The 26,747-nt window shown below is 67.7% G+C and carries 29 protein-coding genes and 1 tRNA gene; 15 read left to right on the plus strand and 15 right to left on the minus strand.

Features of this window, described 5'->3' with window-relative positions:
- Positions 1-58: 58 nt before the first annotated feature.
- Positions 59-1,048: a class I SAM-dependent methyltransferase gene (locus ACZ5YD_RS06660; protein WP_379738637.1), complete on the minus strand. Its 990-nt coding sequence runs from the start codon at positions 1,046-1,048 to the stop codon at positions 59-61.
- A gap of 168 nt (positions 1,049-1,216) precedes the next feature.
- Here ACZ5YD_RS06660 and ACZ5YD_RS06665 point away from each other — a divergent pair, with 168 nt between their 5' ends.
- The 5 genes from ACZ5YD_RS06665 (at position 1,217) to ACZ5YD_RS06685 (ending at position 5,039) form a co-directional block, all read left to right on the plus strand.
- The gene (locus tag ACZ5YD_RS06665; RefSeq protein ID WP_379738639.1) at positions 1,217-1,978 is read left to right on the plus strand and encodes a LysE family translocator; all 762 of its coding nucleotides are present in this window, start codon (positions 1,217-1,219) and stop codon (positions 1,976-1,978) included.
- A 63-nt stretch (positions 1,979-2,041) separates the two neighbouring features.
- On the plus strand, positions 2,042-3,088 hold the full coding sequence (locus ACZ5YD_RS06670) for an NAD(P)-dependent glycerol-1-phosphate dehydrogenase (protein ID WP_379738641.1): 1,047 nt from the start codon (positions 2,042-2,044) through the stop codon (positions 3,086-3,088).
- A gap of 100 nt (positions 3,089-3,188) precedes the next feature.
- A complete protein-coding gene (locus tag ACZ5YD_RS06675; protein WP_379738643.1) occupies positions 3,189-3,779 on the plus strand; it encodes a DUF420 domain-containing protein in 591 nt (196 codons plus the stop codon).
- Between the two features lie 201 nt (positions 3,780-3,980).
- A complete protein-coding gene (locus tag ACZ5YD_RS06680; RefSeq protein WP_379738645.1) occupies positions 3,981-4,526 on the plus strand; it encodes a DUF7342 family protein in 546 nt (181 codons plus the stop codon).
- 3 nt (positions 4,527-4,529) lie between these two features.
- The gene (locus ACZ5YD_RS06685; protein ID WP_379738647.1) at positions 4,530-5,039 is read left to right on the plus strand and encodes a hypothetical protein; all 510 of its coding nucleotides are present in this window, start codon (positions 4,530-4,532) and stop codon (positions 5,037-5,039) included.
- Positions 5,040-5,171: 132 nt separating this feature from the next.
- Here ACZ5YD_RS06685 and ACZ5YD_RS06690 read toward each other — a convergent pair whose 3' ends face one another.
- Positions 5,172-5,612: a MaoC family dehydratase gene (locus tag ACZ5YD_RS06690; RefSeq protein ID WP_379738648.1), complete on the minus strand. Its 441-nt coding sequence runs from the start codon at positions 5,610-5,612 to the stop codon at positions 5,172-5,174.
- A gap of 194 nt (positions 5,613-5,806) precedes the next feature.
- On the opposite strand from ACZ5YD_RS06690, the gene ACZ5YD_RS06695 reads away from it, so the two are divergent.
- Together ACZ5YD_RS06695 and ACZ5YD_RS06700 are read left to right on the plus strand one after the other, a co-directional pair.
- Positions 5,807-6,646 (plus strand): NAD(+)/NADH kinase, encoded by an 840-nt coding sequence (locus ACZ5YD_RS06695; protein WP_379738650.1) that lies wholly within the window; start codon positions 5,807-5,809, stop codon positions 6,644-6,646.
- A 24-nt stretch (positions 6,647-6,670) separates the two neighbouring features.
- On the plus strand, positions 6,671-7,111 hold the full coding sequence (locus ACZ5YD_RS06700) for a DUF7313 family protein (RefSeq protein WP_379738652.1): 441 nt from the start codon (positions 6,671-6,673) through the stop codon (positions 7,109-7,111).
- A 462-nt stretch (positions 7,112-7,573) separates the two neighbouring features.
- On the opposite strand, the gene ACZ5YD_RS06705 is transcribed toward ACZ5YD_RS06700, so the two are convergent.
- From ACZ5YD_RS06705 to ACZ5YD_RS06735, 7 genes are all read right to left on the minus strand, one after another.
- Positions 7,574-7,846, minus strand: a complete 273-nt coding sequence (locus tag ACZ5YD_RS06705) for a DUF7314 family protein (protein WP_379738654.1) — start codon at positions 7,844-7,846, stop codon at positions 7,574-7,576.
- A 4-nt stretch (positions 7,847-7,850) separates the two neighbouring features.
- Positions 7,851-8,306 carry a DUF7315 family membrane protein gene (locus ACZ5YD_RS06710; protein WP_379738656.1) on the minus strand — a complete coding sequence of 152 codons (456 nt, stop codon included), beginning with the start codon at positions 8,304-8,306 and terminating at the stop codon, positions 7,851-7,853.
- A 123-nt stretch (positions 8,307-8,429) separates the two neighbouring features.
- Positions 8,430-9,203: a cytochrome b family protein gene (locus ACZ5YD_RS06715; RefSeq protein ID WP_379739219.1), complete on the minus strand. Its 774-nt coding sequence runs from the start codon at positions 9,201-9,203 to the stop codon at positions 8,430-8,432.
- 79 nt (positions 9,204-9,282) lie between these two features.
- Positions 9,283-10,092, minus strand: a complete 810-nt coding sequence (locus ACZ5YD_RS06720) for a cytochrome b (protein WP_379738658.1) — start codon at positions 10,090-10,092, stop codon at positions 9,283-9,285.
- 10 nt (positions 10,093-10,102) lie between these two features.
- Complete coding sequence (locus tag ACZ5YD_RS06725) at positions 10,103-10,495, minus strand: DUF7318 family protein (protein ID WP_379738660.1); 393 nt, start codon at positions 10,493-10,495, stop codon at positions 10,103-10,105.
- Positions 10,492-11,151 (minus strand): plastocyanin/azurin family copper-binding protein, encoded by a 660-nt coding sequence (locus tag ACZ5YD_RS06730; protein WP_379738662.1) that lies wholly within the window; start codon positions 11,149-11,151, stop codon positions 10,492-10,494. Before ACZ5YD_RS06730 ends, ACZ5YD_RS06725 begins: the two co-directional genes overlap by 4 nt.
- A gap of 185 nt (positions 11,152-11,336) precedes the next feature.
- Entirely contained in the window at positions 11,337-12,308 is a 972-nt protein-coding gene (locus ACZ5YD_RS06735) for a DUF7319 domain-containing protein (RefSeq protein ID WP_379738664.1), read from the minus strand.
- Between the two features lie 142 nt (positions 12,309-12,450).
- Between ACZ5YD_RS06735 and ACZ5YD_RS06740 the strand changes: the two genes are divergently transcribed.
- The gene (locus ACZ5YD_RS06740; RefSeq protein WP_379738666.1) at positions 12,451-12,930 is read left to right on the plus strand and encodes a DUF7321 family protein; all 480 of its coding nucleotides are present in this window, start codon (positions 12,451-12,453) and stop codon (positions 12,928-12,930) included.
- Between the two features lie 25 nt (positions 12,931-12,955).
- On the opposite strand, the gene nth is transcribed toward ACZ5YD_RS06740, so the two are convergent.
- Both nth and ACZ5YD_RS06750 read right to left on the minus strand, forming a co-directional pair.
- Positions 12,956-13,642 (minus strand): endonuclease III, encoded by a 687-nt coding sequence (gene nth, locus ACZ5YD_RS06745; RefSeq protein ID WP_379738667.1) that lies wholly within the window; start codon positions 13,640-13,642, stop codon positions 12,956-12,958.
- 127 nt (positions 13,643-13,769) lie between these two features.
- The gene (locus ACZ5YD_RS06750; protein ID WP_379738669.1) at positions 13,770-16,190 is read right to left on the minus strand and encodes a DUF2298 domain-containing protein; all 2,421 of its coding nucleotides are present in this window, start codon (positions 16,188-16,190) and stop codon (positions 13,770-13,772) included.
- A gap of 145 nt (positions 16,191-16,335) precedes the next feature.
- Between ACZ5YD_RS06750 and ACZ5YD_RS06755 the strand changes: the two genes are divergently transcribed.
- The 4 genes from ACZ5YD_RS06755 to eif1A all read left to right on the plus strand — a co-directional run bounded on the left by ACZ5YD_RS06755 (position 16,336) and on the right by eif1A (position 18,373).
- Positions 16,336-17,139 (plus strand): glycosyltransferase, encoded by an 804-nt coding sequence (locus ACZ5YD_RS06755; RefSeq protein ID WP_379738671.1) that lies wholly within the window; start codon positions 16,336-16,338, stop codon positions 17,137-17,139.
- An 87-nt stretch (positions 17,140-17,226) separates the two neighbouring features.
- Positions 17,227-17,685, plus strand: coding sequence for a GtrA family protein (locus ACZ5YD_RS06760; RefSeq protein ID WP_379738673.1), 459 nt, complete (start codon positions 17,227-17,229; stop codon positions 17,683-17,685).
- A gap of 159 nt (positions 17,686-17,844) precedes the next feature.
- Positions 17,845-17,919 (plus strand) — tRNA-Met (locus ACZ5YD_RS06765).
- Positions 17,920-18,088: 169 nt separating this feature from the next.
- Positions 18,089-18,373 carry a translation initiation factor eIF-1A gene (eif1A, locus tag ACZ5YD_RS06770; RefSeq protein ID WP_379738675.1) on the plus strand — a complete coding sequence of 95 codons (285 nt, stop codon included), beginning with the start codon at positions 18,089-18,091 and terminating at the stop codon, positions 18,371-18,373.
- Between the two features lie 79 nt (positions 18,374-18,452).
- Here the strand turns inward: eif1A and ACZ5YD_RS06775 are convergent, their stop codons facing one another.
- Positions 18,453-18,899 (minus strand): nucleoside deaminase, encoded by a 447-nt coding sequence (locus ACZ5YD_RS06775; RefSeq protein WP_464384469.1) that lies wholly within the window; start codon positions 18,897-18,899, stop codon positions 18,453-18,455.
- Positions 18,900-19,146: 247 nt separating this feature from the next.
- On the opposite strand from ACZ5YD_RS06775, the gene ACZ5YD_RS06780 reads away from it, so the two are divergent.
- From ACZ5YD_RS06780 to ACZ5YD_RS06790, 3 genes are all read left to right on the plus strand, one after another.
- Complete coding sequence (locus tag ACZ5YD_RS06780; protein WP_379738679.1) at positions 19,147-19,848, plus strand: phosphoribosyltransferase; 702 nt, start codon at positions 19,147-19,149, stop codon at positions 19,846-19,848.
- Positions 19,824-20,507: an HD domain-containing protein gene (locus tag ACZ5YD_RS06785; RefSeq protein WP_379738681.1), complete on the plus strand. Its 684-nt coding sequence runs from the start codon at positions 19,824-19,826 to the stop codon at positions 20,505-20,507. The genes ACZ5YD_RS06780 and ACZ5YD_RS06785 overlap by 25 nt, the downstream gene beginning before the upstream one ends.
- A 165-nt stretch (positions 20,508-20,672) precedes the next feature.
- Complete coding sequence (locus ACZ5YD_RS06790; RefSeq protein ID WP_379738683.1) at positions 20,673-21,629, plus strand: AEC family transporter; 957 nt, start codon at positions 20,673-20,675, stop codon at positions 21,627-21,629.
- Positions 21,630-21,752: 123 nt separating this feature from the next.
- Here ACZ5YD_RS06790 and ACZ5YD_RS06795 read toward each other — a convergent pair whose 3' ends face one another.
- The 3 genes from ACZ5YD_RS06795 to ACZ5YD_RS06805 are packed head-to-tail and all read right to left on the minus strand — an operon-like array spanning position 21,753 to position 26,676.
- Entirely contained in the window at positions 21,753-22,679 is a 927-nt protein-coding gene (locus ACZ5YD_RS06795) for a segregation/condensation protein A (RefSeq protein ID WP_379738685.1), read from the minus strand.
- Positions 22,672-26,262: a chromosome segregation protein SMC gene (gene smc, locus ACZ5YD_RS06800; RefSeq protein ID WP_379738687.1), complete on the minus strand. Its 3,591-nt coding sequence runs from the start codon at positions 26,260-26,262 to the stop codon at positions 22,672-22,674. Before smc ends, ACZ5YD_RS06795 begins: the two co-directional genes overlap by 8 nt.
- A gap of 27 nt (positions 26,263-26,289) precedes the next feature.
- On the minus strand, positions 26,290-26,676 hold the full coding sequence (locus ACZ5YD_RS06805; protein ID WP_379738689.1) for a DUF7518 family protein: 387 nt from the start codon (positions 26,674-26,676) through the stop codon (positions 26,290-26,292).
- Between the last annotated feature and the right edge of the window lie 71 nt (positions 26,677-26,747).

Here is a 26,747-nt window from a genome sequence, read left to right on the forward strand (position 1 = left end):
CCGCGGGCCACCACGTCACACGGGCGGTGGGACCGCTCCCTCGTCACCCAGTTACACCTCACCGACGCGTCAGCCGAACGTCCAGACAAACGTTGTACTCGTGGGGCGCGTAGGATCGAACGACGTGTTCGGTCTCGACGGTCACGTCGTAGTCGTCGCCGGCGGCCTCGTTGATCGCCGCGCGGCCGGGGCCGAAGGGGTCGTCCTCGTGTTGGATGTCGTAGTAGTGGATCAGACAGTCGTCGCCGGCGAGCGCGACCGCAGTCTCGAGGAACTCGTCAGCGGAGTGAGGCAGGTTCATCACGATCCGGTCGGCCCAGCCGGTCCAGTCGGCCGCGATCTCGCGAACGTCGCCGTGGATCGGGGTGATACGGTCCTCGACGCCGTTTCGCTCCGCGTTCTCGCGGAGGTACGCGATCGCGCGTTCGTTCAGATCGCAGGCGACCACTTCGGCGCCGCGTGCGGCCATCGGGACCGCGTAGGGGCCGACGCCCGCGAACATGTCGAAGGCGCGTTCGTCCGCCTCGACCTGTTCCGCCACGCGGTGGCGCTCGGTCGCGAGCCGCGGCGAGAAGTACACCTCGGCGATGTCGAGCGCGAACTCGTGGCCGTACTCGCGGTGGACCGTCTCGGTGCCGTCGCCGGCGAGGACGTCCCAGCGACGGACGCGAAGCTCGCCCTCGATCGGGGAGGCCCGGTTCACGACCGTCTCGCAGGGAACGTCGGAGTCCATCACGGCGCGTGCGATCCCGGCGGCGCGCTCCGGATCGTCCTCGTCGAGGATCACGACCTCGCCGAGCCGCTCGATCGAGGGCTCGAAGTCCAGGAGGTCCGCGGGCGTGGTCGGGGTCTCGCGCCGATCGGGGTCGCGATCGACGACGGAACCACGAAGCGACGGCGGAACGTCCTCGCGGGCAGTGACCGGCAGGTAGATCCGACCGTCCTCGACGGCGATCTCGTACTCGCCGGCGAGCGCCCCCGCCTCGGCCAGCCGGCGGCGGACCTCCTCGCCACGCTCCCGCTCGACGGCGACGCAGGGGACGGTCATCGTCGGAGGAACGCGGGCGGACCAATAAGGGGTGACGGTTCGCGGTCCGTCGACACGGTTCCCGACGCGGACGCCGGATCGATCACCGAGGGGTTCCCACGGCGGATCCATGATCATCGGGACGCCGCCATCGTCGAGTTTTTCACGGCAGCCGTGCTCACACGGAGCGTGAACGGGCCGATCACCCTCCTCGCCGGCGTGGTCTTCGGGCTGGCGCTGGCCGCGCCGCCGGGACCGATGAACGCGATCATCGCGGAGGAAGCCGCCTGGCGTGGCTGGAACGCGGGCTTCAAGGCTGGCCTCGGGGCCGCCAGCGCCGACGCGGTCTTCTTCGTCCTCGCGTACCTCGGCGTCGTCTCGGTCGTCGAGTCGCTGCCGACGTTGCGGGCGACGATGGTGGGCGTGGGCGGGGTCTTGATGCTGTATTTCGCCTACGGGGCCGCGAACGGCGTGCGCGCGTCGTTTCGACCCGGCGGCAGTCGCCCCGGAAGCAACTCCTCCGAGAGCGGGGGCGAGACCGACGGCAACGACGCCGGCGAGGGAGCGATCGCGGAGCGGACGGGCGGCAAGGGGTTCCGGAAGGCGTTCGTGCTCGCGTTGAGCAACCCCTACCAGGTCCTCTTTTGGCTCACCGTCGGCGTCGGACTGCTCCGGCCGGGAACCCTCGACGTCCTCTCGTGGGTCCCGGTCGTCGGCGGGGACCTGTCCGGCACGTTCGTCGTTGCGACCGGATCGCCCGCGCTCGTCGTCGGCTTCTTCGCGGGGATCGGCGCGTGGATCACGGGCTTTCCGGCGTCGATCGTGTTCGCCGAGCGCCGGATCGAGCGGCTGGCGCCGATCGTCGCGGTCGGCTCCGCGGCCGTCTTGGCCGGGTTCGGCGTCTACTTCCTCTATGACGCGGGGTCGTTTTTCGCCGGCGTCGTCGGATGAACCGTCGGAGACACGCCGCATCGAAGCGGTAACACCTTTTTGTCTCGCCGGTGAGGTCCGTCCATGTTCGAGAAGTCGACGTGGATCAAGCTGCCCCGGAGCGTGCTGCTCGGCCACGGAGTCCTCGAGGATCTGGGGGCCGCCGTCGACGACCTGTATCTCCCCGGGCGGCCGCTCGTGGTGACGAGCCCCACGCCGAACGAGTTGGCCGGCGACCGCGTTCGCGCGCAGTTCGACGACCCGGCGACGACCGTGGTCGAGGAGGCCTCCTTCGAGGCGGTCGAGAACGTGATCGAGGTGGCGGAGGAGGTCGACCCGACGTTCCTGCTCGCCCTCGGCGGCGGCAAGCCGATCGACACGGCCAAGATGGCCGCGGAGCACCTCGGCATCGGCTTCGTCTCGGTGCCGACGGCGGCCTCCCACGACGGTATCGTCTCCGGACGCTCGTCGATCCCCGAGGGCGACACTCGCCACTCCGTGGCCGCCGACCCGCCGCTCGCGGTGATCGCGGACACGGAGCTGCTCGCGGACGCGCCCTGGGAGCTCACGACCGCGGGCTGTGCGGACATCATCTCGAACTACACCGCCGTCAAGGACTGGCGGCTCGCACGGCGGCTCCGCAACGTCGAGTACTCCGAGTACGCCGGCGCGCTCTCGGAGATGACGGCGGAGCTGCTCGTCGCCAACGCCGACTCGATCAAGCCGGGCCTCGAGGAGTCGTCGTGGATCGTCGCGAAGGCGCTCGTCTCCTCGGGCGTCGCCATGTCCATCGCCGGCTCCTCGCGTCCGGCCTCGGGCGCCGAACACCTCATCTCCCACCAGCTCGACCGCGTCGCGCCCGGGAAGGCGCTCCACGGCCACCAGGCCGGCGTGGCGTCGATACTCACGGAGTACCTCCACGGCGGCGAGGAGGGCGAGTGGCGCTCGATCCGCGACGCGCTCGCGAGCATCGACGCCCCGACGACCGCGGAGGAACTGGGGGTGACTGACGCGGAGTTCATCGAGGCGGTGACCACCGCCCACGAGATCCGGGACCGGTACACGATCCTCTCGGGCGGCGTCACGGAGGAGGCCGCGATCGAGGTGGCCACGGCGACCGGGATAATCTGAGGTGTCAAAGCGACCGGGATCGTCCGAGGTGTCCGAGGGACCGATCGAATCCCGATCCGCGACCCAAAGACGCATTACCGCGCCGCGTCGATCGATCGACATGGCAGTCCCGCTCAGCCTCCGGCGTCGAGCGAAGGAGCACCCGAAGGCCCTCACCGCGCTGTGTTCGGTCGTCGGGTACGCCGTGGTTCTCGGGGTCTTTCTCGTCCCCGCCGTCGAGTCGCTGTTCCCGGACCTCTCGCGGTCGACGATCGACCTCCTCACCCACGCGATCGCCGTCGTCAACTCGATCACGATCGTGACGCTGTCGGTCGGCTGGTACCGGATCCGAAACGGGGACGTCGAGGGACACCGCAGGGCGATGGTCGCCTCGTTCGTGTTGATCGTCTCCTTCCTCGGGATCTACGTCCCCCGCGTGGCCGGCGGCGGAACGAAGCGCTTCGACGGGCCCGAACTCGTCACGATCGTCTACCTCGCGATGCTGGCGATCCACATCATCCTCTCGATACTGGCGGTCCCCATCGTCATCTACGCGATCGTCCTCGGGCTCACCCACACCGAACGGGAGCTGCGGACCGAGACGCCACACGCTCGAGTCGGTCGGATCGCGGCAGGGTCATGGCTCCTCTCGCTCGTGCTCGGGGTGGTGACCTACCTCCTTTTGAACCACGTCTACGCCTACACGTACTGACGACGTCGGATACCTCCCACGGCTTCAGCCGTGGGCTTCCTCCTTGTTCCTCTGTGAGCCGGGAACGTCCCCGGACGAAACGTCCGCGGACCGCCTTGGATGCCCGGAAACAAGGCCCGGCTACATATAAATGATCCATTATATTCTGGTCTAGCCCAAATTATAATAGAACCCATCTCGTATTTCACCACGGGACACATCATGGACTCGTGGACAGAGGGGATCGGGACTAGAGAACGCGTCCGAAAGATCGCGCTCTCGCTTACTCGGTCCCGGTCGGTCAATTGGATCAAAAACGAAGCCGACGTCGCGTCGTGGGACACCACGAAGGACGAACTCGAGCGACTCGTCGAGTACGGACGGATCAAACGCATCGAGGACGACAGCGGGAGCGAGACGCGGTACCGGTACGGTCCCGACTATCGACGTCGCTATCTCGACCGCGTGGAAGAACTCACGGCCGAGCACACCAAGGACGAACTACGGAGCGAGGTCGCGGAGATCCGAGAACAGATCGAAGCGTGGCAAGACACCTACGACGTGGACTCCCCGAGTGAACTGGAGGACTCGGTGACGGACGTGGATCTCTCGAGCGACGAGGTTCGCGAGCGAAATACAGTCATCCGCCGGTGGGAGCGCTCCCGGGAGACGATCCGGCTCGTCGACCACGCGCTCTCCCTGTACGACGATCTCGAAAGCGTCACCGATGTCGAATCCGGTCCCCGGCCGACCGGAATGGCACAGTGATCGATGGCGTCGCTGTTCCTCTTTCTCGCCCACCGGTGTTTGCTCGACCAGCACACGGCTCACGGCGAGATTCGGAGGTGGCTGGGCAACCAGGGCGGATGCCGCGACGTCCGGTACGCCCCGAGTGCCATCCGCCGACACGAAGTCCGTGCGACGATCGCTCCCGAACACCTACTGGGCGATCCACATCCCTCGGGGACGGTCGAACTCCGCGTCAAATTCGACTTCCCGAATGACACCGGGTACGATCACTACGAGATACAGTGGATCGACGGGGAAGGGTGTTACTCGTTCGGGTGGCACCAGGACGAAACGCATCCCGACCTCGGGAAGTGTCATTTCCAACTCGACCATCGTGACGAGACGGTCGCCCGAAAACCGGCCGTGTTCCACGACAACCATCCGGTGAACGTGCTCGAGCAACGGCTCTCGCTCGTGGCGTCGATTCTCGAGGTGATAGCGTGGGAGAACGACCGGCCACGTCTCTCTCAGTGGCCGCCTGCGGACGTGTAAGGACGCCCGAGTACGACGGCGAGTTCCGTCTCATCGGAGAGGCCCACGGGACCCACCGGGCGACGGCCTTGAATCGACTCCTCACGGGTAGGTAGGGTTTCCTCGAACGGTGCTTCAGGCGACGCAGGACACTCACGGACGTCGCAGGAAGATGCTCGTCGCGCGCCACTCGATGACCTCCTCGCCGTCCTGGTTGTGCGCCGTCAACTCGCCCTCGATGTATCCGCGGTCGTCACGGGTCGTCGACTCCGTCGCATCGAGGATCCGGTGTTCGGCGTCGATCGTATCGCCGGCGCGGACCGGCGTCCGCCACCGAAGCTCGTCGACGCCGAAGGCGCCGACCGCGGAGCTGTCCTCGAGGAAGCCGTCGACGAGGAGTCGCATACAGACGCTCGCCGTGTACCAGCCGCTTGCGATCAGTCCGCCGTGGATCGTCTCCGCAGCCAGCTCCTCGTCGAGGTGGATCGGCTGTGGATCGTACCGTTCCGCAAAGTCCGTCATCTCGGCTTTCGGGACCGTGTAGCTGCCGAGGTCCTGTTTCGAGCCGACGTCGATGTCCTCGTAGTAGCGCATCGTCGTTGTGTCACGCGTCGTCGCGGAGCATAAAGGCGATCACCATCGCTCGACTGTGCGATCACCCCGCCGACCGTGCGAACGCTCACCCGACCGTTCGATCACTACCGCGCAGGTCCGCGGTCGCCCGACGATCGCGGTACGCTTCCTCGTCGTGTCGGGAGGTTTTTGAGCCAGCCCGCACCAGAACGCCCATGGCAGGATCGCGAACGCGGGTGGCGATCGTCGGCGGGGACCGCGCCGTCGCGGCCGTCGATCTCGAGGCGATCGCCTCCGAGGCGGGCGCGTCTCGTGGGGACGCGCCCGCGGCGATCGCGATAGAGCGCGTCGACCCGGAGCGAGCGGACGTCGTGCTCGCGGTCGGCGAACGCGGGCTCGTGGAGGCGGCCCGCAAGGCGCCCGAAGCGCCGATCGTCGCCGTCGAACTCGACGAGGACCCGTCCGACGGCCAACACGACCCGCAGTCGGTCGGATTCCCGGACGGAGGATCGCGATACGCGGTCGACATCGAGGGGATCGCGGACGCCCTCGATCGGATCGCCGACGGTGAGGGGCACGCCGGACTCTCGACCGTCGAACACCCGCTCCTCGCGGTGTCCGTGGACGGAGAGCCCGTCGACAGCGCGCTGTTCGACGTCACCCTCGTGACGAGCGAGCCGGCGCGGATCTCCGAATACGGGGTTCGAAGTGACGGCGAGGACCACGGGACGTTCCGGGCGGACGCCGTCACGGTGGCGACGCCGATCGGGAGCACGGGCTACGCACGGCGCGCCGGCGGGCCGGTGTCGTCGCCCGGCACCGGGCTGGTCGTCGTTCCGATCGCGCCGTTCTCGACGCGAACCGACACGTGGGTGCTCCGGAGTCCGGTGACGCTCTCCGTGGAACGCGACGAGGAGCCGGTCTCGCTCGTGATCGACGACGAGGAGCGTCGCAGGGTCGAAACCGACGAGCCCGTCTCGATCGTCGTCGACGACCAAGTCCGGATCGTGGTACCCGCTCCCGCGGACTCCGAGGCGGGATTGGAAAAACTCTAAAGAGTCGTAGTCCCAGGTACCAATATGGACCCACTGCAGTTCCTCGTCCCGCTCGGCTGGCTGTCGGTCGTCGGCCCGGCGATCCCGTTCGCCATCCTGACGCTGGCGGTGGCGAACGTCGCGACGCGCCACCGCGCGCACACGAAACACGTCGAGCAAGCCGCGGACTCGGACAGCGTGGACCAGTATCTCCCGCACGTGTTCACCAACTTCGGACTGGTGCTCGTCAGCTTCCTGTTCACGCTCATCAACCCCACCGGCGGCGCGATCATCTCCGTGATCGCCGTGACCATCCTCGTGGCGGACCTCTTCGAGCACGAGGCGCGAAACGTCGAGGCGCGAAACGAGATGGAGATCGAAAAGCCGAAGAGCACGATCGCGGCCTCCTCGCTCGTGTTGATCTACGCGATCTACTACGTGCTGCACGCGCTCAACGCGACGTTCTGGTCGGGCCTGTTCGCGTAGGGGCCACCGGGGCGGGCGTTCGCGGGCGCCCCGTTTCGATCTTCTTTTCGTGGGGCCGAGTCCGTGGCGACGATTCCGTATCGTGTCCCGTCCGTTCTCACGTCCCGTCCGTCCTCACGTCCCGTCCTCACATTCTCTGTGTCCTCGGATCGAGGTCGAACACACCGGCGAACCGCCGTGGCCGGTGTCGCCAGCGAGCCCGTCCGTCGACGTCGACGCCACGCACCGAGAGGCGGACGCCCCCGCGACCCTCCCGGGACGGACTGCGGGCGCGACGTCCCCATCACGGACCGATCGACGAACGCGTCGCGGGACGAAACCGAGCCGGAGAGATGGAACCGAGACGAGCGATGGGCCGCGAGCACGCGGCTGTGGCTGTTGGCCGTAGCGGAGAACGGACGGAAAGGGGAAAGGGAAGAACGAACGTGCTACGTTTCGGGCGATTCGGACCGGAGAACGCGTTCAGCTCGAGGCTTCTTCGGTCATGCTGCGGCGGAGCTCCCGGAAGATCGGGATCAGGATCCAGTAGGTCACCGGCCCGAGGATCATGAGCCACAGGAACGCGTCGCTGGCGAAGATCCCGATCGCCTGATAGACGTTGTTCGGTTCGGGCGCCTGGACGGTCAGCTGCTGGATGGCGTAGTACTCCGGTGTGCGGTACCACCCGGCGAAGATGAACCACCCGAGGGCTCCGACCATCGACAGGGACAGACCCTTCATGAACTCGTCGGCCATCGATCTAATCTTCGTCGGAGTCCTCTTGAGGCTTTCCCATTCCCTGGGCGCGAAACCGCGTGCCGAGCACGTAGATGGCGGAGCCGAGGAGGATGGAGCACACGCCCGAGAGCGCGAGCACGGCGGTGAGAACGCCCTCGGAGAGGGAGAGGCCGACGGCACCGAGCACCCCGGCGATCGCCGAACGCAGGAGGCTCACCTGCAGCGTCGCCGCGTCGATCAACACGAAGCCGAACACGAAGGTGACGACCGCGATGAGCGTCGAAAAGACGGTGATCGTCTTGTAGAGCCGCAGCGGGACGACGATCTCCCTCCCGCCCGGTCCCACGTTGGGGCCGGTGGGTTCGAGATCGGGCTCGGAGCGTTCGGATTTCGGGACCGGATCGCCCGTCGCGTCCGTCCCGCGGACGGGCTCCTCGTCGTCTCGTGGATCGTCGTCGGCGGAACGATCGGTGACCATGTGGTTCGGATACGGGAAACGGGGTGAATCGAGGCGGATCGGGTCGAGGCGGATCGGATCTCGAGTCGACGGACGGATCGAGGCAAGGCGAGGCGACGGATCGGGGTTCGAACCCGGAGGCCGTCACTTCGGCGGTCGAAGCCGGTAGTACCGCTTGTTGAGGTCGTACATGTACCCCTCCCGCATCGTCTTGAGCACCGCGTAGGTGATCACGCCCGAGAGCGCCGGCAGGACGAAACAGAGCGTGAACAGGAGCTCGAGCTCGACGGGGAAGAAGTTCTGGATCGCGAGCGCGGCGAGCGTCACCGACAACACGGCGCCGGTGACGCCGACGGCCGACCAGAACGGCTGCTCGACGGGGCGGCGAGCGTTCCCCTTGTTGAGGAAGGGAACGAGCGCGACGACGCCGATGATGATCCCGTGGGCGACGATGCCGAAGAACTCGTGGGACATCACCTTGCGGCCGCCCAGCACCGACAGCTCGGGGTTGATCGGGTTGAGCTTCAACAGCCCGAACGACCAGTAGAGGTACCAGTCGGGCAGGATGATCGACGGCGTCGAACTCGGGTTGGCGGGCTCCCCGAAGTGGGCCGGCATCGTCGCGGAGACGAGGATGATGATCCCGACGAAGAAGCTCGTGATCGCCAGGTTCCGGATCGTCTCGTGGGGCCAGGCCGGAAAGCCGAGCACGTCGCGTTCGACGTAGGTCGACTCCTGTCTGAGGTCCTGGTCCTCGCGGCGCGAGCGCTCGAAGTACTCGTAGGTGAGCCGCGAGAGTCCCTGGCTGCGCTCCTTGCGCTCGCTCCAGGTCGGCGTTTCGTCGTCCGGCGGGACGGTCGCCGGCGGACCGCCGTCCGTTCGAGGCTCGCCGCCCTCCGTGGCGCCGCCGTCAGCCATCGCCGGTCCGCGATCGTCGCGGTCGTCGCGGTCGTCGCGGTCGTCTCGGTCGGTCGATGAGGTGTCTTCGGTCATTGGTTCAGTGCGGTTCCGCGATGCCCTGCACCCAGACGATGCCGACGTGAAGCGCGATGAGCGCGGTCACGATGAACGGCAACAGGAAGACGTGCAGGATGTACATCCGAACGAGCGTTGCCTGTCCGAGGGTGAACCCGCCGAACAGTAGCTGTGCGGCCCACTCGCCGATGATGGGCGTCGCAAGCGCCATCTCGACGCCGATCTGGCCGGCCCAGAAGGACAGCTGCTTCCAGGGGAGCAGGTAGCCGGTATACCCGAACAGCAGGGTCAACATGATGAGGACGACGCCGAGGACCCAGTTGACCTCGCGCGGCTCCTTGTAGGCGCCGGTGAAGTAGACCCGGAGCATGTGGAGGAAGACCGCGGCGACCATGAACTGGGCGGCCCAGCGGTGGATCGACCGGAGCATGAGCCCGAACTGCAGGTCCTTCATGATCGCGTCGATCGACAGCCACGCGGCGGTCGGGTCGCCGGTCGCGGCCGCACCCGCCGTCGACGGCGAGTAGTAGAACCCCAACAACGCGCCGGAGACCGCGGCGACGAGGTAGGCGATTATCGAGAGGGACCCAAGCGAGTACAGGGGATACCAGTACCAGAACTTGTTGTCCAGATCGTACTGTTCGGTGTGGCTCTTCGGCATCTGGAGGTTGACGCGGTAATAAAGCGTCTCGAGCAGCTCCAGATAATCGACGATCCGAAGCCGCTTGTCCATCCAGATAAGCGCCGTCAGGAACGTCGACTCGATGACCGTGAGGTCCTTGCGTTCGAGCCAGGCGTCGTGGTCGAATTCGTCCTTTTTTTCGAGGCTCATTGGTCGTTCGTTACCGCTTGTAGTAGGGGTAGACCGCGCGTTTGACCGTCTCCCATGCGTCCTCCGGGTCCGCGAGCGACTCGCCCTCGACGTCCTCCTCGCGGACGTAGAGGTCCTCCCACTTGCGACGTCGCTTCTTGACGACCATCACGTCGGGGAGGAACTCCTTGCGGTACAACGCGAGGACGAACGCGAGGTCGATGAAGACCAACGCGAGCAGCCCGCCGAGGAACATGTTGCCGAACTCGGTGGTCGCCCATCCGAACATGAGACCGTAGACGAACAGGAACACGAAGACGACTTCGATGATCGTCAAGAGGACGATCGCGATCGCGGCGGCGGTGCTCTCGCGTGCCGGCTCGTACCGGTGGATGTCGCCGTAGGAGGACCCGTTCGAGCTCATCGGCCCCCTCCATGTCCGGAGTGTGCGGACTCGCCGTATTTGAGCACGTAGAACGTGAACGCGAGGGTCAACGTGATCGCGACGCCGGAAACGAGTCCGACCCAGTGGGCGTGCAGCGGAACGCCGATGTCGTGGACGCTCTCGGGCCACCCGGTGTTGGCGCCGCCGACCTCCTCGGTTTCGATGTCCTCGCCGACGGCCAGGCCGGCGTGCATGCCGACCTGAGCGTGGGGGTCACACTGGTAGTGGGTGATGCCGGCGTCCTCCTCGGACGTCTCGTACTCGAAGGTGAATCCACCCTCGCCCGTGATCTGGCTCTCGAACGACGCGGGACCCTCGACGGCGTGTACGTTGTGGTCGCCGCCGTTGCCCGTCCACTCCCAGATCACGGTCGTTCCGGGGTCGACCCACACCTTCGTCGGGCCGAACGCCAAGCCGTCGCCGGCCCCCACCGAGATCGTCACCTCGTCCTGGCCGCGAGCGTCGAGGTAGGTACCGAGGTTCCCGCTCTCGACCGCCGAGGGCCACACGGGCCGTACCTCGGCGCCCCCTCCCCCGCCGTCCTCCTGGGCGGCGGCCGAGCCGGTCGCCGCGGTTGCGGCCGTGGCCGCGGCCGCCGAGCCGCCGGCCGTGCGCATAAACTCCCGCCGTTTCATACGGATCGAAGTCAGATCGGCGCGCGCTTAAACCCACCGACTATAGTCGATCGACGGGAGCGATCGAGTCCCCACGAGATCGCGAGCGAGACGGTTCATCGGCCCCGATCGGCGGGGTCGAACTCGGCAGCCGAACGACCGATATTCGACGTCCGAACGTTTCGCGCTCGTCGGCCGGCCGGCCCTCACTCGGCGTCCGATCGATCCGCATTCGACGACCCGGACTGCTCGTTTTCGGAGACGATCTCGGGGAGGCCCGGGCGTCGTTTCGCCTCCTCGAGCGCCCGGAGCCGGTCGCGGTACTCCGCCGACCGAAACCGGTCGGAGAGCCGGGCGTTCGCGACCGTCGAGAACAGAAACAGCGCCCCGAACAGGAAGACGAGTCCCATCGCGGGCGCAACGAGCGTGTCCAGATCCGAGAGCAGCCACGCGCCGAAGAGCAGGACGGCGGCGACGAGCTGGACGCCCGCGACGACCTGCATCATCTGGTTGCCGAGCTCGCTCGACCCGCCGGAGACGTCCTCGGGATTCGGAAGCGACCAGTTCGACGGTGGCTCCGCGACCTCGAAGGACTCCATCGAGCAGAGCGCGACGAGCGGCTCCACGTCGCGGAGGACCGTTCCCTGTCCGCGAACGTCGCCGTTGGAACGAACGACCGCGTACCCCTCGTCGGAGTAGACGACGATCCGCTCGTCGTCGCCATCCTCGTCCCCCTCTCCGTCACCGTCCTCGTCCGCGCCCGCGTCCGTCACGCGCTCCACCGTTCCGAAGATCTCGCGTTTCGCGATCCGATCCTTGATCTCGGCCTCCAGGCGCTCGAGGAGGCGCTCGCCGGTGATCCACGTATCGGGATCGAAGGCGGCGTCCCACTCCTCGGCGTTCATCCGTGCCATGTCGGCGGGACCGAACTCATCGAAGTCGTACTTCTCGTCGACCTCCCGTCTCAGAGCCTCGAGATCGGGGTCGTCTCCGTCCTCGGAGTCGGACGGCCCTGGTTCGGTGGACGTTCGGGACGACTCCCCGGAGGGCTCGGATGACGCCCCGGACGCCGTCGAAGGTTCTCGATCCCCGGATCGATCGTCGGACGCGGATCGACCGTCAGCGGAGGCGGAAGCGGGGGACCGACCGTCCTCGGACGTGCCGGCGGAATCGGTCATTGTCGGGAGTAGTACCGCCGCGGGTGTTAGACTTTCGTCCCGTCGACATCCGATCGGGCCCGAAACCGCCGGCGTTCCCGGATCGTGGGAACGGAACGGGCGATCGGGACCCTTTAGCGGTGTGCGCGGCGAACGTCCGACCATGGTCGAGTCCGCGTACGTGGCGATCGCGGTCGCGGTCTGTGTGACCGCGAGCCTCCCGTTTTTCCTCTACGGGGCGTGGGTGATGATCGACGCGGACGTCGTCACCTGGGACCTCCTCGTCTACCACCTGCGGTTCGTCGTGACCGGACTCGTGTTGACCACGGTGCCGATGGTGACCTGGATGATCCCGCGGCTGTTCGATCAGCTCACGGGCGCCGCCGTGATCCACGCGTTCTTCGGGATTCAGGCGTACGCGCTGTTGACCTTCGCGTTGACGGGGATCTACAGGATCTACGAGGCGAAACGCGACGCGGACCTGTATGCGGATCCCGACCGGGACGTCGACCTCGACGACCTCCACGAGAACATGGGACACTGGCGGACGCGGCTTCGCGTCGGCGTCTTCGGGTACACGATCCTCTGGATCTGCGCGTGGCTCACCGGGCTCTACCGGCTCGTGACCCTCCATCTCCTCTAAGGATGGAGGGACGCTACGTCCGCGATCACGACCACACCTCGCCGCTCGCGAGGTCCACCTCGGAGTCGAGCTTCGAGGACGGACAGACGTCCTCCAGCACGCAGTCCGAGCAGTCGGGGTTTCGCGCGGTACACCGGGCGCGTCCGTGATCGATGAACAGGTGGGTGAACGCCTGCCACCGGCCGCGAGGAACGATCTCCATCAGGTCCTCCTCGATCCGCTCCGGCGTCTCCTCCTCCGTGATCCCGAGCCGCCGGGAGATCCGCTGGACGTGCGTGTCGACGACGATCCCCTCGACGACGTCGTGGCCGTGTTGTAACACCACGTTCGCGGTCTTGCGCCCGACGCCGGCCAGCTCCGTGAGCTCCGACATCGTGTCGGGGACCTCACCGTCGTGCTCCTCGATGATGTCCCGGCACGCGGACCGGATGTAGCTGGCCTTGTTGTTGTAGTAGGTGATGGAGGAGATGTCCTCGGCCAGCTCCTCCTGGTCGGCCTCGGCGTAGTCGGCGGCGTCCTCGTACTTCTCGAAGAGGTCCGCACAGACGGCGTTGACCCGCTCGTCCGTACACTGTGCGGAGAGGATCACGGCGATGAGCAGCTCGAGGCGGTTCGAGTAGCGCAACGAGATGCTCGAGTCCGGATACTCCTCCGACAGTCGATCGAGAACCTCGGCGACCTGGTCCTCCCTGCTCTCGAGCGGCGTTCCCATACCGGCCCATCGGCCCCCCCCGAGTTGAACCGTTCGAACTCCCGCGAGCCGATCGGCGGCTCGAACTCGCACGAGCGACAGACAGGTCGGACCCTCGCGAGCCGAACGGAATCGGTCGCCCCCGCGGTCACGCCGCCAGTCGGTCGTGATCGACGCGATAGATTCGGACGCCGTCGGTCTCGAAGGCGATCTCGACGCCCCGGAGATCGCCGATCGAAACGTCCTCGCCGTAGCGGGCACGCTCGCCCGGTCCGACCCAGACGTACCGGACGTCGTACTCGCGGAGGACGGCCACGCGCTCGGCGTCGGATCCGGCGTAGGCGCGGTCGACGTCCGCGACGCGGCCGTAGTAGGCCTCGGTCCCGCGATAGCCGACCTGGTGGTCCCATCCCGCGACCGTCGGGATGCCGGTGAACGAGGAGGCCGGGTTCGCCTCCCAGGTGTAGGGCCCCGGTTCGCCGGGATGCTCCGCGAGCCCCTCCGGGGACCGGGTCGCCCCCGGCGCGGCGAGCAGGACGTCCTCGCGGGTCGCGTGCGCGTCAAGCCACCGGATCCCGGCCGCCTCGGCCGATCGGTTCTCCTCGAGGTGGGCGGTCGCATCGAGGGTACCGGCGTCGTTGGCCGCGAAGTGCCCGCCGAGCGCGAACGCGGCGTACGGGAGGACGGACACGACGAGCACCACCACGACGACGCGCGACGCCGCGCGTTGGTCGGGCAGACGGGCGCGGACCCCGCCGAGGAGCGCGACCGATTTCGACCGGGTGGCCGGCACCGAGAATCCTCTCGCGTACGCGAGGGCGAGGACCACCCCGAGCGCGACTCCCCAGAGGACCCACACGTTGAAGTAGATCTTGAAGACGGTGTTGAGCCTCCCCGGACCGGCCAGCTCGGAGAGGTGGACGAACTCGACGAGTCCGACGAGCCCTGCACCCGCGAGCACCAGGGTCGTCTCGAAGCCCACGTCCCGACCGGTCCGCGAGGCGACCCAGCCGAGCACCAGGATCGGTCCCACGAGCGCGACCGCGGGGACTCCGACGAGGACGCCGGCCACCGCGAGCGCGAGAACCCCGCCGACGAGGGGGAGCCGACCGGAGGGGAACCGCCCCAGCAGGTAGAGGAGGAACCCCGCGAGGAAGACGCCGTGGACGCGAACGAGCGCGCCGAGCGCGGAGCGATCGGCCGGATCCACGAGGGCGGGCGTCTGCTGGCCGCCGGCGGACAGGAGAAACGGCGCCGCGAGGACGAACCCGAGGGCGCCGAGGACGACCGTGACCGCGAGCGCGCCGCTCGTACGTTCGATCTCGGTGCGAAGCGGCCCCGAATCGAGACGCGAGCGGAGCACGGAGCGGAGACGATCGCCTCCCGGAAGAAGCGTCACCGGCGAGGCCGGCGCGAACGCGAGCGCGAGCCAGCAGACCCCGAGCAGCGTCGGGAGGTCCCAGGTGTGGATCACGGCGAGGGTCCCGAGGAACGGGACCACGACGCCGACGAGGAGGCCGCGTCGCCGCGCGATCGACGACTGGGGCGTTCGCCAGTAGGCGTAGGCGACCGCCGTCCCGAACAGGAGGAAGGGCGCCCCGAGCATGTGTGCGTGGAGGTCGCCGTTGAGGAACGCGAAGAGCGGGAACTCGTTTATCGTCCCGTCGATCACCCGGCTCGCCGTCCAGTAGTGGAACCGCGCTGTATCGGCGAGCAGGGTTTCTGCCGCCTCCGGCCCCCCGGTCGTGACGAGGCCGGCGAGCGTTCGAGCGGCCGGATCGGGAAGGGTCCGCAAGGCGATCCCGATGGCCGGAACGAGGTTGCTCGCGAGCCCGACGAGGACGGCCGCGAGGGCGCCGGCACGGGCGGCGCCGCGTTCGGCGAGTCCGCGATCCGCCGCGATCGCGCGGGCGAGATCGAAGGCGCCAGCGACGAGACAGGCGTAGGCACCCGCCAAACCGAGGTTGTACGCGTACGCGGGCGGCGTGCCCGTGAGGGTGGCGACGAGCGCGACCGCGAGATGGCCGCCGTAGTAGTAGGTGAGCGGCTCGCCCGCGAACCAGACGTCCGTCGGCGGAAGCGTCTCCGCGCGAAGGATCGACCGGAGGAGCCCGTAGTCGAGGAACTTCTCGCCGCCGACGGGCACGACGGCCGGGTCGGCGGCCCGTATCGCGACCACGAACAGGAACGCCGCGAGGAAGACGACCGCCGATGACGTCGCCGCGGACGGGTCCGTCGTCCGCTCCGTGATCCACTCGAGGTCGACGACCCCGCGAAGGTCGCCGACGTCGATCCGACGATCGACGAGCGCCTTCCGGTCGACGCCGACGGGAAGCGCGGCGGCCGAGACGAGGAGGAGGGCGCCGACGCCGAGCCACGCGGTCCAGTCGCCGTATGCCACTCGGCCGACCCAGAGCGCGACCGTCGTCGAAACGGCAAGCGCGACGACCGGCGAAAATCCGATCCCGCCGGCCGGAAAGCCCCGGAAGATCCGCGCCGTGAGCGGATACGCGATCCCCCCCAGGACGGCGAACGCGAGGAGCCACCGGACGACGAGGAGGTACTCCATGTGGACCGGAAGCGGCGCGAACGCTGAAACGTCTTCGGGTCGAGAGCGCGGGGGCGCACGCCCGGATCCCGAACCGCTCGGGCCGAGCCACCGACGCGACCGCGAGCCGCACGGCTTTTCTATCGGTGACCCGGTATCGATGGGTATGGACGGCAGTCTCGGGGTCGTGATACCCGCCTTTCGACCGGACGTCGACCGGCTGTCGGCGTACGTGGCGGCGATCGACGGCGGCCTCTCCCCCGAGACGATCCGGGTCGAGCTCGACGATCCCGAACACGGCGTCACAAACCGGCTCCGCGATGCGACCGACGGAGCGGAGGCGGCGACGGTCGTCTCCGTCTCTGAGCGCCGACGCGGGAAGGGGGCCGCCATCACCGCCGGGTTCGAGGCGCTCTCGACGGACGTCCTCGCGTTCCTCGACGCCGACGGGGCGACGCCCGTCGACTCCGCCGTGCGGGTGATCGAGCCCGTCCGGGACGGAACCGCGGACCTGGCCGTCGGCTCGCGGCGGCATCCGGACTCCGCGGTCGGATCCCACCAGACCGTGTTCCGGCGCGCGCTCGGCGACGCGTTCGCGTGGCTGGCCCGGCGCCTGCTCGAGACGCCGCTTTACGACTACCAGTGCGGCGCGAAGGCCATCACCGCGGACGCCTGGCGTCGGCTGCGCGGCGACGTCTACGAGTCGGGGTTCGCCTGGGACATCGAACTCGTCGCGCTCGCCGGCGCACACGGCGCACGCGTGCTCGAGGTGCCGATCCGCTGGGAGGACAGGCCGGGATCGACCGTCGATCCGGTCCGCGACACGCTCGGCATGTTCCGGGGGCTCCTGACGGCGAGACATCGCGAGCGGATCGCCGCCGGAAGCCGTCTCCACCGGATGATCGCCTCCGATCCGGGACCGTCGCTTCCGGAACGGCTACACGAGAGCCCCGGACGTGATCCGACGTGACCGTCGACGAGGCGGGCGTGAAACGGGAGCGCGTGAAACTGGAACGTGTGGACTGGGAGACCCTGATCGAATGAGGGACGAGACCCCATGAGGACGCTCCGGGACGCGCTCGGCGAGCTGGCACGCGGCGCGCGGTTCGGCAGGTTCCTCTCCGTGGGCGCGCTCGGCGCGCTCGTCGACCTGCCGATCAGCACCGCCCTCACGCTGGGGGCCGTCCTCGAGCCGCAGTGGGCGAAGGTCGTCGGCACGGAGTGTGCGATCATCGTGATGTTTCTGATCAACGACGCCTGGACGTTCGAGGCCCACGGCGCCGCGGGACGCCGCGCCAAGCTCCGGCGGCTCGTCCGCTCGAACGTCGTCCGGTCGGGCGGGCTCGCCGTCCAGTTCGTGGTCGTCTGGACGCTCACGGACCTCGACGTCGCGATCCACCTGGCCGGGATCGACGTCTGGCCGGTGGTGACGATGCCCATCGCGATCGGGACGTCGGTGCTCGTCAACTACGTCGCGGAGAGCCTGTTCACCTGGCGGGTGACGACGGACCGGTGACGATCGGTTCTCCGCCCGTTCGATCCGCGCATCTCCGGGTCGTCCGGCCCGCTTCCGGCCCATCCGCTTATAAGCGCCCCGACGGCCGTTTCACGGCGTGAACCCGCATACGGCAGCCGAATCACAACCCTTAACCGTTGGACCGGTGTTCGATCCGATAGCGGGATGGGATAGCCAGGAGATTCCGCCGGGCTCATAACCCGGAGATCGGTGGTTCAAATCCACTTCCCGCTATGCTCGTTTCTCGTCGCGGTTCACTCGACGGTCGTTCTCCGTGATCGACACTCCGAGATCGTTACTTCGCGATCGCTTTACCGATCACTCCCACGATTCCCTCGATGAGTTCCGGCGATCGTGACGTCCGGATCCGACACCTTATCAGTCGGGACGGCCTATACAGCGTGTGACTGAGGAAAGCGGGCGTCGGAACCTCCGAATGCCCAACGACGATCAGGTGTTCGCGGTCGTGACCGAGATGCTGGGACACAGCCGCGTGACGCTTCGGTGTGCGGACGGCGTCGAACGGATGGGGCGGATCCCGGGTCGAATGAAGTACCGAAACTGGATCAACCGGGACGACGTCGTGCTGGCGGAGCCCTGGAGCTTCCAGGACGAGAAGGCGAACGTCGAGTGGCGCTACGACGAGTCGGCGGCCGACCAGCTCCGCCGCGAAGGCCACATCGAGTAGCTCCGTTTTCGAGACGTCCCGTCGTACGACCCCCGACGGCCACTCGCGAGTGTGCTCCGATCTGTTCGGTGTCCGTCGATCACTCCCGTGTCCGCCGATCGTCCCACCCGTACTCCTCGTGAACGGCTCGGCCGGCCCCGTTCGCGAGCGGACCGATCACCTCGGTTTGATCCCCGAGGATCTCGGCTGATCGGACGTCGGGGACCGGTCGGCCGGTGAAGGCGGCGACCTCGTCGCTTCCGACCGCGTAGACGATCCGCGCGAGCCCCGCCCGTCGAAGCCCGCCCGCACACATCGGACACGGCTCCGTGCTCGTGTACATGACCGTGCGTGCACGCTCGTCCGGGTCGTCCCGTCGAACGGCGAGGGAGGCCAAGTCGAGTTCCGGATGCCGGCGGAGATCGTCGTCGGTGTGTACCCGATTGGACGCCTCGGCGACGACCTCGTCGTCGCGAACCAGCACGGAGCCGAACGGCTCGTCGCCGCGGTCGGCCGCCTCCCGCGCCAGCTCGAGGGCCCGACGCATGTGTCGGTCGTGGTCGAAGGCGTCGATGGGCGACTCCGGCGGTCCGGCGAGGGGATCAGCGTCGGTCACGCGCGGTCGGTTCGTGTGGGGAGACGAAAAGCGATCCGCTCGTTTCCTCCCCTTTCGATCTCGGGGGTGCTCGCTTCCCGTGATCGTGTTTCGGCACCGTTCGCGGAGCGAACACGCACGAACGCGGCGGATCCATCGGAAAATCCTTATGGTGGCGCGGGCGCCATCTCCGGGCGAAATGAGCGATCTCCCGGACGATTTCAACTGTACCATCACCAACTGGGAGTACATCTACGGGCTGTGCCGGACCGTCTCGAACCGGGTGAAGCGCGCCGACTTCGAGCCGGACGTCGTCGTCGCGCTGGCGCGGGGGGGCTGGTTCGCCGGGCGGTGTATCTGTGATTTCCTCGGGCTCGACGACCTCACGAGCCTCAAGATGGAACACTACGTCGGAACCGGAAGGAAGGCCGACGAGCCGCAGGTCCGATACCCCATGCCGGAGGGCAGCGTCGAGGGGAAGGACGTCCTCGTCATCGACGACATCGCCGACACCGGTGGATCGATCCGGCGGGCGGAGGAGTACGTCACCGATCGGAATCCCCGGGAGGTTCGGACGGCGACCCTCCAGCTGCTCGAGACCTCCGAGTTCGAGCCTGACTTCGTCGGCGAGCGCCTTGAGGAGTGGGCGTGGGTCGTCTACCCGTGGAACTTCATCGAGGACATGATCGACCTGCTGTCGGGGGTCATGGAGCGGGCTGACGCGGAGACGTTCTCACGCGAGGACGTCCGCCGGCTCTTCGCGCGCCACCACGACGTGAGCCGCATGGAGATGGAGATCGCCCAGCCGAACCGCATGGACGAGGTGCTCACGGAGATGGAACGCCGCGACGTGATCGAGACCGCGGGCCGGGACCGATGGCGGCTCCGCGATCCCGCGTGAGCGACCCGACCGGCGGGGCCTCGATCCCCGGATCCGTCATCGATTCGCTGCTGGAGGCGCTGGCGCTGAAGGACGAGCGCCGGACCGGCTGGCAGCTTCGCGGCGTCGAGGAGCCGGAGTCGGTCGCGGCCCACTCGTGGGGAGTCGCCTACCTCGTCGTCGCGATCGGAGAGACGTTCGAGTCGGAGTTGCCCGGCATCGATCTCGACGCCGCCCTCCGGCTCGCGGTCGTCCACGACGTCGCGGAGGCGCGAACGGGCGACGTCCCGACCCGCGCCGATCCCGAGGCGGCGGGCGACCTCCCTGACGAGGCGGACCAGGAGGCCGCGGAACGGCGAGCGATGGCCGATATCGCGGGCGAACTGCCCGGTCCCGTACTCGAGGAGTGGGAGGAGTACGAGCGGCGCGAGTCGCCGGAGGCGACGCTCGTCAAGGAGCTCGACCTGCTCGACATGTGTCTACAGGCGCTCCATTACGAGTCGACCGGACGCTATGATCCCACCGCGTCCGGTCCGGGCGATCCGGACGCCTTCGCGGAGTACGACGCCCTCGACGAGTTCTTCGCCACCGCCGAGCCGCGGCTGCGGACCGACACGGGTCGAGGATACTTCGACCGGATCCGGAACCGGTATGTCGAGGCGCGGGACAGAGAGGAATGATCGAAGCGACGATGAGGGCAGAATCTCGAGAGATCGACGACATGGACGGGAACCCGAGACGATGACACGCCAGGATCGAACCGCGAGGGAGAGCGAGTCGAACCGACGAGGACGAGCGAAGGTTCAAAACGGGAGAGACATCGACGGCGGGAGCGCGGATGGCCGATGAACGAGCTCGTCGGGATCTTCACCTCGGCGGTGCTCCCGATCGTCGCGATCGCCGGCGTCGGGTTCGTGCTCGGACGAACGAAGGACGTCGACCCGGGATCGCTCAACACGGCGGTCGTCTACGTGCTCGCGCCGGCGCTCGTCTTCCACAGCCTCGCGCTCACGGCGCTTTCGGCCGGCACGCTCGCCCGCATCGCCGGCGGCGTCGTCCTGTTCACGCTCTCGATGGTCGCCGTGGGGGAGGTGATCGGTCGCGCGCTCGGCACCGAGGAGCCCCTGTTGAGCGCGCTGTTGCTCGTTGCGATCTTCTCGAACAGCGGGAACCTCGGGATCCCGGTGTCGGACTTCGCCTTCGGGGACGTCGGCAGACAGACGGCCGTGCTCTTCCTTTCGGTCCAGTCGGTGCTCATGTACACGGTCGGCGTGTACTTGGCGTCGCGATCCGGCGGATCGTCGGGACTCTCCGGCGTGAAGAAGGTGTTTTTCGTCCCGCTCGTCTACGCCGTCGTCGCCGCGCTCCTGGCTCGTGCGGCCGACGTGGTCCCGCCCGCAGGATCGGCCACGATGGAGGCGGTCGGGCTCGTCGGCGACTCCTCGATCCCCGTCATGCTCCTCATCCTCGGGATCGAGCTCTCGCGGACCGACTACGGGGGCGCGTTGGCGAGTACGGCCGTCCCGGCCGCGATGCGGCTGGCCCTCGCGCCGCTTTTGGGGCTCGCCATCGTCACCGTCCTGGGCTTCGAGAACCAGACGGTCGCTCGCGTGTTCGTCCTCGAGACGGCGATGCCGGCGGCGATCACCCCGCTCATCCTGGTCGTGGAGTTCGCCGGATCGGACACGGAGGGGATCACGGCGCCGGAACTCATCTCGACGAGCGTGCTCGTGACGACGATCGTCTCGGTCCCGTATCTGACGCTCGTGATCGCGCTCCTCCAGTCGGGACTGCTCATCTGAGAGGACGGGGACGCACGTCCGAGAAGACGGGAATACGCATCCGAAAACACGAGACCCGTCTGGAACACGGAGGTGCCAGACGCTCCGGGGTCCCGAGGCAAGGGGAAGACCTTCCGAGGGGATCTAGTCCGCGATGGCTTCCGACTCGACCGCCGGCGCGTTCGGATCGCGGACCCACAGATCGCCGAAGAGCTCGTCCTGCTGGAGACGGACGCCGCCGCGGTGTGCCATGAAAAGCAGCGCGAGGAACGTCATGAACGGACGTCCGCCCGCCGTTTCGATCTCGGCGAACAGCACCTCGTTTCGGCCCTTCTCATAGCGAGTTCGCAGGGCCGATCGGACGTCGTCGATGACCGACTCGATGTCCTCGTCGTGCGTGCCGCCGGTGACGTCGCCCTCGGTCGGCTCCCCGTCGCGGCGGAACTCGTCGGCGTCGCGGTAGTCGACGGTCTGGGTGCCCCGGTCGTATCCACGCGGCGAGCCGGAGGTGTCGTACTCGCGCGAGCGCTTCCACCACGAGCCGCGTTCGGCCTCGCGAAGCTCACGAACGAGCTCGTCGAGCGTTTCGGGGGACCCCCGGGTGTTCTTCCGCTCCAGGCGGCGGTCCATCTCCGCTTCGAGCTGGTCGACCGGATCGAACCCGGACGCACCGGAACCCTCACCGTCCTCGCCCGGCGCGACCGCGGCGTCGCCGCCCTGCATGGCGGCCTCCCACGGCTCGAGTTCCGGCTCGTCGGGCTCGTCATCGTCGTCGTCCGACAACATCGCGTCGCTTTTCATCCGGAGGAGGACGCTCGCGTAGAACAGCGCCCTCCCCGTCGTCCGCAGGTCCCTGGCGTCGAGCTCCTCGAGGAACGCGTCCGTGACCCGGACGATGTCGATGTCCCACGGCTCGATCTCCCCCTCCTCGGCGAGCTGGACGAGGAGTTCGACCGGTTCGACCGCGTCCTCGTCGTCCGGTTCGCTCGGGGGCTCGACGTCGAGGTCATCGAGGGCGCCCGGATCGTCGCCACCGTCTTCGGGGGAAACATCGCTCCCGCGGTCAGTCATCCGCGAGCACCTCCCCGTCCGCGTCCTCGCCGTCCCCGCCGAACTGCATCCCGGTGACGGCGGAGACGTTGTCCTCCTGCATCGTCACGCCGATCGCCCGCTCGGAGCGCTCGAGGAGGGCGGAGCGGTGGGAGACGACCACGAACTGCGCCTCGCCGGCCAGCTCGTGGACCATCTCGCCGACCCGCTCGGCGTTTACGGCATCGAGGAAGGCGTCGACCTCGTCGAGCGCGTAGAACGGCGCGGGGTTGTGCCGCTGGATCGCGAAGATGAACGCCAGCGCCGTGAGCGACTTCTCGCCACCGGACATCGCGTCGAGCCGCTGGACCGGCTTGTCGGCCGGCTGGGCCTTCATCGTGAGCCCCTCCTCGAAGGGGTCCTCGGGGTTCTCCAGGACGAGCTCGCCGGTCCCCGCCGAGAGCCGCTCGAAGATGTCCTCGAAGTGCTCGTTGATCGACTCGAAGGCGTCCATGAAGCTGCGCTTCTTCCTCGACTCGTACTCGTCGATCCGCGCCTCGATCCCGTCGCGCTCCTCGACGAGCACGTCCCGACGCTCCTGGAGGCGGTCGAGGGCCTCCTCGACCTCGTCGTACTCGTCAATCGCGCGCATGTTGACCGGCTCGAGCGCCGCCATCTTCGCCTCCAGCTCGTCGATCCGGTTTTCGACCGTCTCGTGGTCGGGCACGTCCTCCGGGTCGTACTCGCCGACCTGTGACTCGAGTTCGTCGATCTCCCACTCCAGCCGGTCGGCCCGGTCGCGGAGATCGTCGAGCGTCGACTCGACGTCGTCCACCTGTCGACGCTTTTCGTCACGCTCGTCGACGGCCGCAGAGAGGGTCTCCTTCAGGTCCGTCCGGTCCTCCTTGAGGTCGACGAGTTCGGCCTCCAGCTCCTCGATCGCCTCGTGTTTCTCCTCGAGCAGCTCGCGTTTCTCGGCGATGACGTCCTCGTGGTCCGCGATCGTCTCCTCGGCCTCCGCCTTCTTGTTTTGGGCCTCCTCGATGCGGTCGTGGAGCTCCTCGACGGCCTCCTCGGCGTATCCCTTCTCGAGTTGGATCTCGTTGAGCCGGCCGTCGAGGTCGTCCATGCGGGACTCGAGTTCGTCGATCTCCTCGCGGATGTCGTCCGCCCGACTCGTGAGCTCGGGGATCCGGGAGTCCTCGAGTTCCGATTCGATCTCCTCGATCCGTGCCTCGATCTCGGCCTGCTCGTCGTCGAGCCCCTCGAGTTCCGAATCGAGCTCGGCCATTCGCTCGTCGACGGTCTCGCGCTCCTCGCGGAGCTCCTCGAGTTCGTCCTCGAGCTCGTCGATCCGATCGCGTTGGTCCTCGAGGTCCGTCTCCCCGCGCTCGATGTCGGCTTCGACCGATCGGACGCGCTCTTCGGCGTCGGCCTTGCGCTCTCTGGCGTCGTCGATCTCCGCGTCCAGCTCGTCGATCGACGACTCGAGATCGCGACGTTCGTCCTCGAGCTCCGAGATCTCCTCGCCGAGACGCTCGAGCTTTCCGCCGCTCGAGGTGCTAAAGGAGAACCGCGAGCCGCCGCCGGAGCCGCCGGTCATCGCGCCGGACTTCTCGACGAGGTCGCCCTCGAGCGTCACCATGCGGTAGTCGCCCATCAGGTCGCGGGCGGTCCGCATGTCCTCGACGACGAGCGTCGACCCGAGGACGTACGAGAAGACCGGCTCGTAGCGCTCGTCGTACTCCACGAGGTTCCGCGCGAAGTCGACGACGCCGGGCATCGTCGGCAGCCGCGGGAGCCCACGGTCGTCGAGTTCGGTGATGGGAAGGAACGTCGCCCGCCCCGCGTTACGGCTCTTGAGGTGCTCGATACACGTCTCGCCGACCCCGTCGTCGTCGACGACGACGTTGGCCAGCCGGCCGCCGGCGGCGGTCTCACACGCCTCGGCGTAGGTCGGCTCGACGGACGCCAGCTCGCCGACCGGGCCGTGGACCCCGTCGATCCCGGCGTTTCTGACGGTGGTGACCGCCCGTGGCCACGAGGAGTCGCCGCGGTCGCGCGCGTCGGCCTCGAGTTTCGCGTACTCGCTTTGTTTTTCTCGAAGGCTCTCTTCGACCTCCTCGAGCCGCTCTTTGAGCTCCGCCTTCTCGGAGAACAGCTCCGCGATCGTCTCCTCGATCGACTCGCGGTTCCGCTCGGCTTTGTCCAGCTCGCCCTGAAGCTCGGAGATCCGGGCCTTCAGGTCGGGCACCCGTTCGTGGGCCGCTTCGAGGTCCGACTGCGCCTCGCTCACCTCGTTCGAGCGGCGTCTGGCCCGATCGAGCAGCCGATCCTTCTCGCGTTGGAGCTCGTTTCGCTCCTCCTTTAGCGACTCGAGCGATTCCTTTTCGTCGGCGAGGTCCGCCTTGAGCTCGTCGTACTGGGTGTCTATCCCCTCGATCTCCTCGCGGACGTCGGCGAGATCCGATCGCCGTTCCGCGATCTCGGATTTGACCGAGGCCTTCTCGACCTTGATCGCCTTCTCGTCCTCCGCGAGGTCGTCGATCGTCTCCTGTTTGCGGTCGATCTGGACGAACGCGTCGCGTCTGTCCGCCTCCGCCTCCTCGCGGCGCGCCTCCGCGTTCTCGATCTTCCCCTCGATCCGCGAGATGTCGCCTTTGATCTCCTCGATCTCCGATTTGATCGCGATCTGTTCGTCCTCGCCCTTCCGTTCGATCTCGTCGTTGAGCTCGGACAGCTCCGCCTCCAGGCGGGTCACCCGGCCCTGTCTGGCGTCGAGTTCGCCCTGGAGCTCCTCGAGTTCCGATTCCGTGTCCTCGATCTCCGCCGTGACCGACGCGTGCGCCTCGCGTTTCTCCTCGAGTTCGGCCGCCTTGAGGTAGCCGCGATACTCGTCGCGCTCCTCGCGGTGTGACTGGTACTCGAGTGCGGTCTCGCGTTCGTCGGCGAGCTGATCGAGGCGATCGCGCTTCTCCTCGATCCGGAGGTCGGCCTCGTCGATGCGGTCCTCGACGGCCTCCAGCTCCTCGAAGGCCGCCTCCTTCTTCTCGTCGAACTCGGCGACGCCCGCGATCTCGTCGATGATGCCGCGGCGTTGATACGGCGTCATGTTGATGATCTCGGTGACGTCGCCCTGCATCACGACGTTGTACCCCTCCGGCGCGACGCCCGCCTGCGCGAGCAGGTCCTGGATGTCGGAGAGGTTGACCGAGCGGCCGTTGAGGTAGTAATACGAGTAGTAGTTGTCCTCGGTGCGCTTGACGCGGCGTTTGACCGTGATCTCCTCGACGTCGCCGACGTTCTCGGAGCCGGCCGCCGAGACGACCTGGCCGCGATCGAGGGTGCCCTCGGAGTTGTCGAGGACGACGGTGACGGCCGCCTCGTCGGGGCCGGACGACTCGGCGTCGTCGTCGTGTCCGGGGTTGTAGATCAGGTCGGTGAGCTTCTCCGCGCGGATGCCGCGCGTCCGGGCGAGCCCGAGCGCGAAGAGGATCCCGTCGATGATGTTGGACTTGCCCGACCCGTTCGGGCCCGTGATGACCGTGAAGTCCCGGTAGAAGGGGATCCGCGTCTTCCGCCCGAAGCTCTTGAAATCGTCCAGAACGACTTCCTTGATGTGCATGGTGTGCTCGCGAGTGGGGACGCGAGCCTACGCGACGATGATGTCGCTTTCCTCCGTGTCCCCGTCGTCTGCGGTCTCCCGTGATTCCTCGCCCGCACCGTCCGACCCCTCGGCGGACGCGCCGTTCGTCTGCGGCGAGCCCGCGTCCGTCTCCTCGGCGGCCTGTTCGACCACGTCGACGTGGTCGTCGCTCTTCGTCGTCCGCTCGCTCACCGGTTCCTCGGGCGTCGGGCCCGCGCTCGGCTGGTCGGTGCCGGCCGCGGCCTCGGCCGCCGCGTCTCCGGGCGCCGATCGGTCGCCCTCCTCCAGCTCGCGAACGCGTTCTTTCATCTCCACGAGCTCCTCGGTCAGGCCGTTGACGGCCGCCTGGAGCTCGCCGACCTGTCGTTCGAGTTCCTCGACGCGGTTACTCATGTGTGGATTGGGTCGTGGAAGACGTATAAATCTGTGTCAGACGTCCGTGCGACTTCATCACACGATCGGCG

The sequence above is a fragment of the Halopenitus salinus genome (genome assembly GCF_055397165.1).